Source organism: Sodalis sp. (in: enterobacteria) (genome assembly GCF_047607725.1).
Taxonomy (GTDB): Bacteria; Pseudomonadota; Gammaproteobacteria; order Enterobacterales; family Enterobacteriaceae; genus JBLKSS01.
Genome location: NZ_JBLKSS010000189.1, coordinates 1 through 7,389 on the forward strand (window position 1 = coordinate 1; position 7,389 = coordinate 7,389).

The following is a 7,389-nucleotide window of genomic DNA, read 5'->3' on the forward strand; positions in this document are numbered from 1 at the left end:
TGATCGGCAGTTGCAAACTGAACGGCGTGGAGCCGGAAGCGTATCTACGCCATGTGCTGGCGATTATCGCTGATCATCCCATCAACAAAATCAAAGAGCTCCTGCCGTGGAACCTCACCATCCCTGCTGAATAACTGTCAATACGGCGCTGGGCGTACGCTTACGTCATAAGTGGGGCGCTGGGCGTGCATCGCGAATTTATCCCAGTAGGCCAGGCGGATCTGGTGCGAATACCACAGCGGGATCATGAAATAATTCCAGGTCAGCACACGGTCCAGCGCCCGTCCAAGCGGCAACAGCGCCGCTTTATCGCCCTGGTGGCGCACGATTTGGTTAATCAATTGGTCGATAGCGGGGTCTTTGACCCCGGTGCGGTTGTAGCTGGAATCAACATACGCCGACCCCCATATGATTTGCAAATCGCTGCTGGGGAACGCATACGCGCCGTAGGAGGAAGGGATCATATCGAAGTCCCGTTTGCGCAGGCGGTTGGTGAACTGGGCGGCTGTCCACTTCCCGCACCGTCATGGTGATCCCAAGGCGCGCCAGACTATGCTGAAAGGGCAGGATGTACTGGTTATTGCCGCTGATCATCACCAACAGCTCAAAGCGGAACGGTTTACCCTGGGCGTCCACCAGACGCTTGTCGCGCAGCGTCCAGCCGGTCTGTTTGAGCAACGCCAGCGCCTTGAGCAGATGGCCGTGGTCGTAGCCGCTGCCGTCGGATACCGGCGGCTGATAGATAGCGTTGAACACCTCCGCTGGCACCTGATTTTTCAGCGGCGCCAGTTTCGTCAGCTCGGCGGCGTCCGGGTAGGCGCGCGCGGCATAATCGGTATTCATAAAGTAGCTGTTAACGCGCTGATAACCATTATAAAACAGCGCCTTATTCATCCATTCAAAATCAAACGCCAGCGACAGCGCCTCCCTGACCCGACGGTCGGCGAACAGCGGCCGCTGAATGTTGAAACTCAGCCAGGGCGTAGATACCGGGGCGTTGTTCGCCACCTCGCGGTGCACGATAAAACCGCGGTCGAAATTACCGCCGCGGTACTGGGTCGCCCATTTTTTGGGGGAGCCTTCAATGCGCAGATCGAACGCCCCGGCTTTGAACGCCTCCATGGCGACATTATCATCAAGATAATAGTCATAGCGCAGGGTATCAAAGTTGTAGCGCCCGACATTGACCGGCAGCGTGGCCGCCCAATAATCCTTCACCCGGCTAAAGGTCACGGACTGGCCCGTGCGCCAGGCGGTAAGCCGATAAGGGCCGCTGGCGGGCGGCGGAAAAGTGAGGTGATCGCTCAGTTTATGCTGCGACCAAAAATTTTCCGGCAGCACCGGCAGCGTGAGAAGCCCAAGTAAGGCATCTTTGTTCGGCTCGGGGAATTCGTAGCGCCCCGTCAGCCGGGAGATGGCTTTCACTTTCACCCCTTTAAAGAACACCCGGAATTGGGGGACCCCTTCGGTCATAAATTTGTTGAAGGTGAACGCCACATCGGCGGCGGTGATCGGCTGGTGGTTGTGATAGCGGGCGCGTGGATTAAGCGTGATTTCCGCCCAGGCATAATCGGCGGGATAGCGTGCCGATTCAGCGATTAACGGATAATAACTGCCCACTTCGTCATCGGAGGTGACATACAAGCTGTCGTAAAGCTGTTCGGTGCGCGTCGTCGCCGTGCCGCGCGACACGTAACGGTTGAAATTGTCGAACGTGCCGATGGCGGCCATGGTCACGCTGCCGCCCTTGGGCGCGGCCGGATTGACATAGTCAAAATGGGTGAAGTCGGGCGGGTAGCGCGGCTCGCCCAGCAGCGCGAAAGCATAGCTGTCGCGCAGGGGCTCTGCCCGGGCTCTCAAGCAAATAACGCTGAAAAGCAGCGCTATCCAAACACGTGGAAACATCAGCTTATGCTCCTACATCGTCCGATATCCGCCGACGGGAATAAACAGATTCATCAGCGACCGATGGTGACTATAACGTTTTTTTACCATAATTATTAAAACAATTAATCATGTCCCCTCCGCAGGCGGGTTGTCAGGAGAATGACTATGCGCAAGGCTATCGCCACCGTCGCGCTATCGGGCACGCTACCGGAAAAACTTGAGGACATCGCGCGCGGGCTTTGCTGCCGTGGAGATTTTCGCCGACGATCTGGAGGCCTTTCCCGGCAGCGCGCGGGACGTTCGCCGCTTGACCGAGGCGTTGGATCTGGAGGTGGTGGTGCTACAGCCCCTACGCGATTACGTGGGCGCGCCAGCCGAACGCCGCGCCGGGGCCAATGAAAGCGCCCGGCGGTTGCTGGAAAACATGAACCAGCTCGGTTGTAGGCTACTGCTGGCCTGTAGCGCGACCGACGCGGCGACATAGCCGATAAATAAAATATTAATTAATTAAAAATTATTAATTTAATTGTAAATATTTAATTTAATTATTTTACATATTAATTAATTCACTATAGGGATGATCGGGGATAAAAAGAAGCCGCTCTAGCGCGGCTTTTTTTATCTCATTGGGCAGTTCGGGCGTTCAATAAATAACCAAATTAACTCTGCGCGCCGTTGGGAAGCACCCGTCGGGCTTCGTGGTAGCGGGACTTCCAGTAACTCTCATTCAGGCTGGAAATCATCACGCCGCTGCTGGTGGACGCATGAACAAATTGATCGTTGCCCAAATAAATGCCCACGTGGCGGCCCGTTGAGCCGGCGCGGAACAGCACCAAATCGCCCGGACGCAGCTTACCACGTTGTATTTTTGAGCCTATTTCCCGCTGATACAGCGTGGAGCGCGGCAGGTCAAGGCCAAACTGTTCGCGGAACGTCATCTGTACGAAACCGGAGCAATCAATGCCACGTTTGGTACTGCCACCGAGGCGGTAACGCACGCCTTTCCAGTCGACATATTGATCCATAATTTTGAATTTAATATTCACATTACGAACCATTTCTTCAAATTCATCCTGAGAGGCTTGCAGTAAAAAATGATTTGAATCGTTTACTGCACGCATGTCAGCGGTTTGTTTCGGACTATGAGAAGTACTGCAGGCGGATAGCATGGCCGCAACCGCCACTGCGGGGATGAGCCGCAGAACATATCTCAAGATAGGCTGAGATTTGACCATTATATGTGTTATCCCTTGAAGTCCTTAACGACAATGTCGTTATAAAATGCCAAACAATGAGAGTTAAGCGCACGTCCTAATTGACCAGATTTCGTTCATTAAGTGTGTGGTATTACTCACACAATCGTTTCAAAGATAGAAAAATAACGGACAGGACGTCGAGCGGATTCGAGGCTACCGTAATGAATAAAGAAAAGCGAGGATTTTTAGCCGTAATATTATAACTTTTAATGATGTAATTATTTGTAAGCGTGCAGATAATAACGTGGCGGAAATAATCGCCGGCGTTGGGCGAAAACGACGCCGGCGCAGAGCGTCGGCGCGTGTGGCTGCACTCATAGGGGCGCGGCGTCGCGCCAGGCCGCTTCCCGGCGCGGATGACACCGGTCGGCGGCGGATAATATTTTCTTATCCGTGTGGCTGGTGACGCCGGCCGAACTTCACCGCGCGCGGCAGATAGCGCTCAAGCCGGTTCACCAGCGCATCACAACCGCCGCCGGGTAGCCACAGCCCCAAGCCCACCAGAACGATGGACAGTGAACCGACCGCGACATCGGTGAACCAGTGCGCGCCGATAAGGATCCTCGGCGTCGAGAAAAAAAGCACAATCAGTATGCCCTGCAAAAACCCCTTATGGTCAAAGAAGTGCAACATGAAGGCGGAGAAAATCATCAGCAGCATGCCGTGATCGCCCGGGAAACTGTCGCTCGAATATTCTTTGGTGGGAATCTGGGTCAGTTCGGCGATGCTGACGACGCCGGGCGTGGCTTTGAAATAGCGCGACGGACTGACATGCGTCACCGGCACCAGATGGCCCAACTGGTTGAGCACCAGGGCGGTGATGATCATGGCCAGCATGCGGCGTCGTCCGGCGGCATCGGCACGCAGATAGTAACGCAGATAGACGATGTCCATCGCCAGCAATGAGCACAGATCAAAGACGCGGTTGTTGGTAATAGCCAACAAATCGGCCAACAGCGGATGGAGTACCGCCTGATGATTCACCGCATGGTAGATGCCGCTGTCGAGTGCGAACCAGAAACCGTGATGCGCGGGCAGAAACCAGGAAAAAAACAACGCCACGCCGAGCAAGCTCAGCATCGCCATGGCAGGAAGGCGAGACATGGACCAAACCTTTCTCTAAAAGAGTAACTTTTTTCAAATATAATTGAGCTAACTTAAACGGAGTTTCAACAATGTGCTCTGAAAGCGATTCCAGTCCGCGGCCTGGGGATCAATAAGCTCTATCCGGCTATCCACCGGCGGCTGCGGCAAGGTTTCCGTGTGCAGGTCATTACCCTGACGATTTATCCGTAGAGTGCCTTCGCTCACCCGTAGCACCCCTTTGATGCGTTCCACCGGCGCTAGACGCGCCCATTCCAGCAGCCCCAAGGCGTCGAACTGTGTTTCACTATCAAATATCCAGCCGCAGGCATAATAGCCCTGTCCCTGATTTAGCACGCGGCGCCAGCCTTGATTGCCCGGCAGGCGGAGCGCGGCCAGGCCGCTACGGGGGGCGGCGTGCTGATGTTCATGACCGGCGCCCGGCGCCAGCGCGCAGAGTCGTCCTGGCGCGATCCAAAAGCGTCACCGGCACCTGTCCGCGGCTGACGGTGAAGAGGTATCTATCGTCCGCGCTGGCGCGCCGCCATGACGCCAGCGTCTCCCGGTCCGCGTCGGTATAGGTTTCCTGCTTGTTGGCGATAATGATATCGGCCGCGGCCAGCTGATCGCGGAAGTTGTCGCGATAGCGTGGCTGGCTAAGCTGTCGGGCATCAAGCAGGCAGAGCGTGGCCCGCAGCGTAAGCCAGTTCTGATAGGTGCCTGAGGCCAATAGCGCGAGGATTTGCGCGGGATGCCCCAGACCGGTGGGCTCAATGAGTAACCGATCGGGCCGGTTCCACGTCAGCAAGGTATTGAGGCCGATTTGCAGCGGCAGGTCGTTAACGCAGCACATGCAGCCGCCGGGGATCTCTTTAAGCGTCGCGCCGTTGTCGGCGAGCAGGGCGCCATCCACGCCAATTTCACCGAACTCGTTGACCAGGATAGCCCATTTCTCGCCGGTGGGTTTCTGGCTGAGCAGATGCAATAACGTCGTGGTTTTCCCGCTGCCGAGAAAACCGGTTACCAAGGTGGTTTGGGTGGTCATGGCGGTTCCGCTTTAGTCGTTGAGGAGACCGGCTACCGTCGCCAGCGCGCTGTGCTGCATCAGCGATCGGTAGGCCTCGGTGACCGCGGCGACAAATGTCGGGTTTTCCGGCAGATCCTGACCGAAAACGTTGCGCAACGCAAGCCACGCCCGCACCCGCGCCGGGCCGTCTTCGTGCCGGGCCGTCTTCGTGCCGGGCTGCGATTTCCCCCAGAGCGCTTTGCAGCGGATCGCGGATATCGATAGGCTGCTCCCGCTCGTCGATCCCGCCGGCATAGCGCATCCAGCCCACCACCGCCAGCGTGAGCAGCGGGGCGCTGAGGCCGTGGCGTAAATGCCAACGCAGCGGATTGAGAATGCGCTGCGGCAGTTTTTGGGTACTGTCCATCGCGATTTGCCAGGTGCGGTGTTTCAGGGCGGGGTTGGCAAAGCGCGTCAGCAACTGCCGGGCGTAGTCACCCGTGTCCACCCCCTCGATGGCCTGCAGGGTGAGCGCCTGTTCGTTGATCATCAATTTCTCGACCGCGGCGCGCAGCGTAACGTCGTTCATGCAGTCGCTGATATGGGGGTAGCCGGCCAGATAGACCAGCCAGGCGAGAAACGAATGGCTGCCGTTTAGCATCCGCAGCTTCATTTCTTCAAAGGGCGCCACATCGTTGACCAACTGGGCGCCCGCCCGCTCCCACCGCGGGCGGCCGGCGACAAAGTTATCTTCAATCACCCATTGGATGAAGGGCTCGCAGGCGATAGCACACGCCGAGGATCGCCGCCACGTCCGTCAGCACCTCCTCGCTGGCGGCGGGCACGATACGATCCACCATGGTGGCCGGGAAGGACGCATGATCGGCTATCCAGCGGCCCAACGCCGCATCCCGCGCCTGCGCTAATCCCAATACCGACGCGCGCACCACCTGGCCGTTGCCGGGAATGTTATCGCAGGAGAGGACGGTAAAGGGCATCAGGCCGCGGCGATAGCACATGTTAAGCGCTTCCACCAAAATGCAGGGCACCGTGCGAGGAGCGTGTGGCGCCGCCAAATCCGCGATCACCCCCGGGTGCGTGCGGTCGAGTTGACCGCTGCCCGGTTCAATGCAATAGCCTTTCTCGGTAATGGTCAGCGACACGATCACCACCTGCGGCTCGGCAAGCTTCGCCCGCAGAGTGTCGATACCCTGTTCGGCGACGATCAGCGAGTCGCACACGGCGCCTATCACCCGCGCGCGCTCCGTCGGGGCCCTTGACCAGCACGGTGTAGAGATGATCCTGACGCCGCAGCGCCTGCAGCAGATCGGCGCTGTGCAGGCTGACCTCGCATATCCCCCCCAATCGCCGCCGTGCCGATCAAGCACCCGGTCGGTCATCACTCCCTGGTGGGCACGGTGAAACACGCCAAAACCAATATGGACGATACGGCCGGCAAGGCGACGACGATCGTAGCCCGGCTGCTGCACCTGATCCGGTAGCGACAATGAGGCGATAGTTGGCATGGGGTGTCCTTAGTAGAAGGGGGGCTCCCGGCGACGGCAGGGCCGTGGCGAAAGTGACTTTTTTATTAACAGCATAAACATGAAAGGTTAATGCTGCAAGCCGGGCGGCGTAAAACTGCTTTTTTTGTCAGGATAACGACGGCGTAACGGCAACAGGCGGTTTACCCGCCGCCCGGCACGTTAAACCGCCATCAGAGGCGGGGGCCGGTGCGCCCCTGCGCCAGGGTTAGCCGGCCTAGCGCGCTTGGCCGATGTGCTGCGCTAAGCCGGCGAACCGCGTACATCTCATGCGCCGCGGTTCGCCGGCGCGGTGTGGTAAACCGATGCGGTCCGGTTAATCGGCGCGTCCCATATAGCGGCGTTCCGCCACGTGGATCCGGATACGCTCGCCGCTGCTAAGGTATTCCGGCACCTGGATAACCAGACCGGTTGTCAGGGTGGCGGGTTTGGTGCGCGCGCTGGCGGAAGCGCCTTTGATGCCCGGCGTGGTATATAGAGAAGTAATTTATTTGATACTTACGGGAATTGGCGGGATCTGGCGGGAATTCGTGGGATTTCTTAGGCTTAGGGATGATTTATGTATTTGATACCGATGAACAAAAAAAGAACAAAATAGAGCCTATAGGCAAAA

6 protein-coding genes and 3 pseudogenes are annotated in these 7,389 nt (G+C 57.5%); 2 read left to right on the forward strand and 7 right to left on the reverse strand.

From position 1 onward, the window contains the following. Positions 1-134 (forward strand): transposase domain-containing protein (locus ACMX3H_RS15615; RefSeq protein ID WP_415211483.1); only part of this gene is annotated, 134 nt, incomplete at its 5' end. Between the two features lie 3 nt (positions 135-137). Here ACMX3H_RS15615 and ACMX3H_RS15620 read toward each other — a convergent pair. Next, positions 138-1,905 (reverse strand): annotated as a pseudogene (locus tag ACMX3H_RS15620) (extracellular solute-binding protein). 199 nt (positions 1,906-2,104) lie between these two features. On the opposite strand from ACMX3H_RS15620, the gene ACMX3H_RS15625 reads away from it, so the two are divergent. Beyond that, on the forward strand, positions 2,105-2,371 hold the full coding sequence (locus tag ACMX3H_RS15625) for a TIM barrel protein (RefSeq protein WP_415211479.1): 267 nt from the start codon (positions 2,105-2,107) through the stop codon (positions 2,369-2,371). Positions 2,372-2,546: 175 nt separating this feature from the next. On the opposite strand, the gene mepS is transcribed toward ACMX3H_RS15625, so the two are convergent. The 6 genes and pseudogenes from mepS to ACMX3H_RS15655 all read right to left on the reverse strand — a co-directional run. Then, positions 2,547-3,122 carry a bifunctional murein DD-endopeptidase/murein LD-carboxypeptidase gene (mepS, locus tag ACMX3H_RS15630; protein WP_415211480.1) on the reverse strand — a complete coding sequence of 192 codons (576 nt, stop codon included), beginning with the start codon at positions 3,120-3,122 and terminating at the stop codon, positions 2,547-2,549. A gap of 408 nt (positions 3,123-3,530) precedes the next feature. After that, positions 3,531-4,247, reverse strand: a complete 717-nt coding sequence (locus ACMX3H_RS15635; RefSeq protein ID WP_415211481.1) for a phosphatase PAP2 family protein — start codon at positions 4,245-4,247, stop codon at positions 3,531-3,533. Between the two features lie 48 nt (positions 4,248-4,295). Then, positions 4,296-5,253 (reverse strand): annotated as a pseudogene (locus ACMX3H_RS15640) (CobW family GTP-binding protein). After that, the gene (locus ACMX3H_RS15645; protein ID WP_415211484.1) at positions 5,147-6,019 is read right to left on the reverse strand and encodes a hypothetical protein; all 873 of its coding nucleotides are present in this window, start codon (positions 6,017-6,019) and stop codon (positions 5,147-5,149) included. Before ACMX3H_RS15645 ends, ACMX3H_RS15640 begins: the two are co-directional and overlap by 107 nt. Continuing rightward, positions 5,985-6,758: a hypothetical protein gene (locus ACMX3H_RS15650; protein WP_415211482.1), complete on the reverse strand. Its 774-nt coding sequence runs from the start codon at positions 6,756-6,758 to the stop codon at positions 5,985-5,987. The genes ACMX3H_RS15645 and ACMX3H_RS15650 overlap by 35 nt, the downstream gene beginning before the upstream one ends. 334 nt (positions 6,759-7,092) lie before the next feature. Continuing rightward, a pseudogene (locus tag ACMX3H_RS15655) lies at positions 7,093-7,248 on the reverse strand (elongation factor P-like protein YeiP); the annotation flags it as partial. Positions 7,249-7,389: the final 141 nt, after the last annotated feature.

Coding starts and splice junctions, on each gene's coding strand:
- mepS (WP_415211480.1), bottom strand. CDS start 3,122: ATGGTCAAATCTCAGCCTATCTTGAGATATGTTCTGCGGCTCATCCCC.
- ACMX3H_RS15635 (WP_415211481.1), bottom strand. CDS start 4,247: ATGTCTCGCCTTCCTGCCATGGCGATGCTGAGCTTGCTCGGCGTGGCG.
- ACMX3H_RS15650 (WP_415211482.1), bottom strand. CDS start 6,758: ATGCCAACTATCGCCTCATTGTCGCTACCGGATCAGGTGCAGCAGCCG.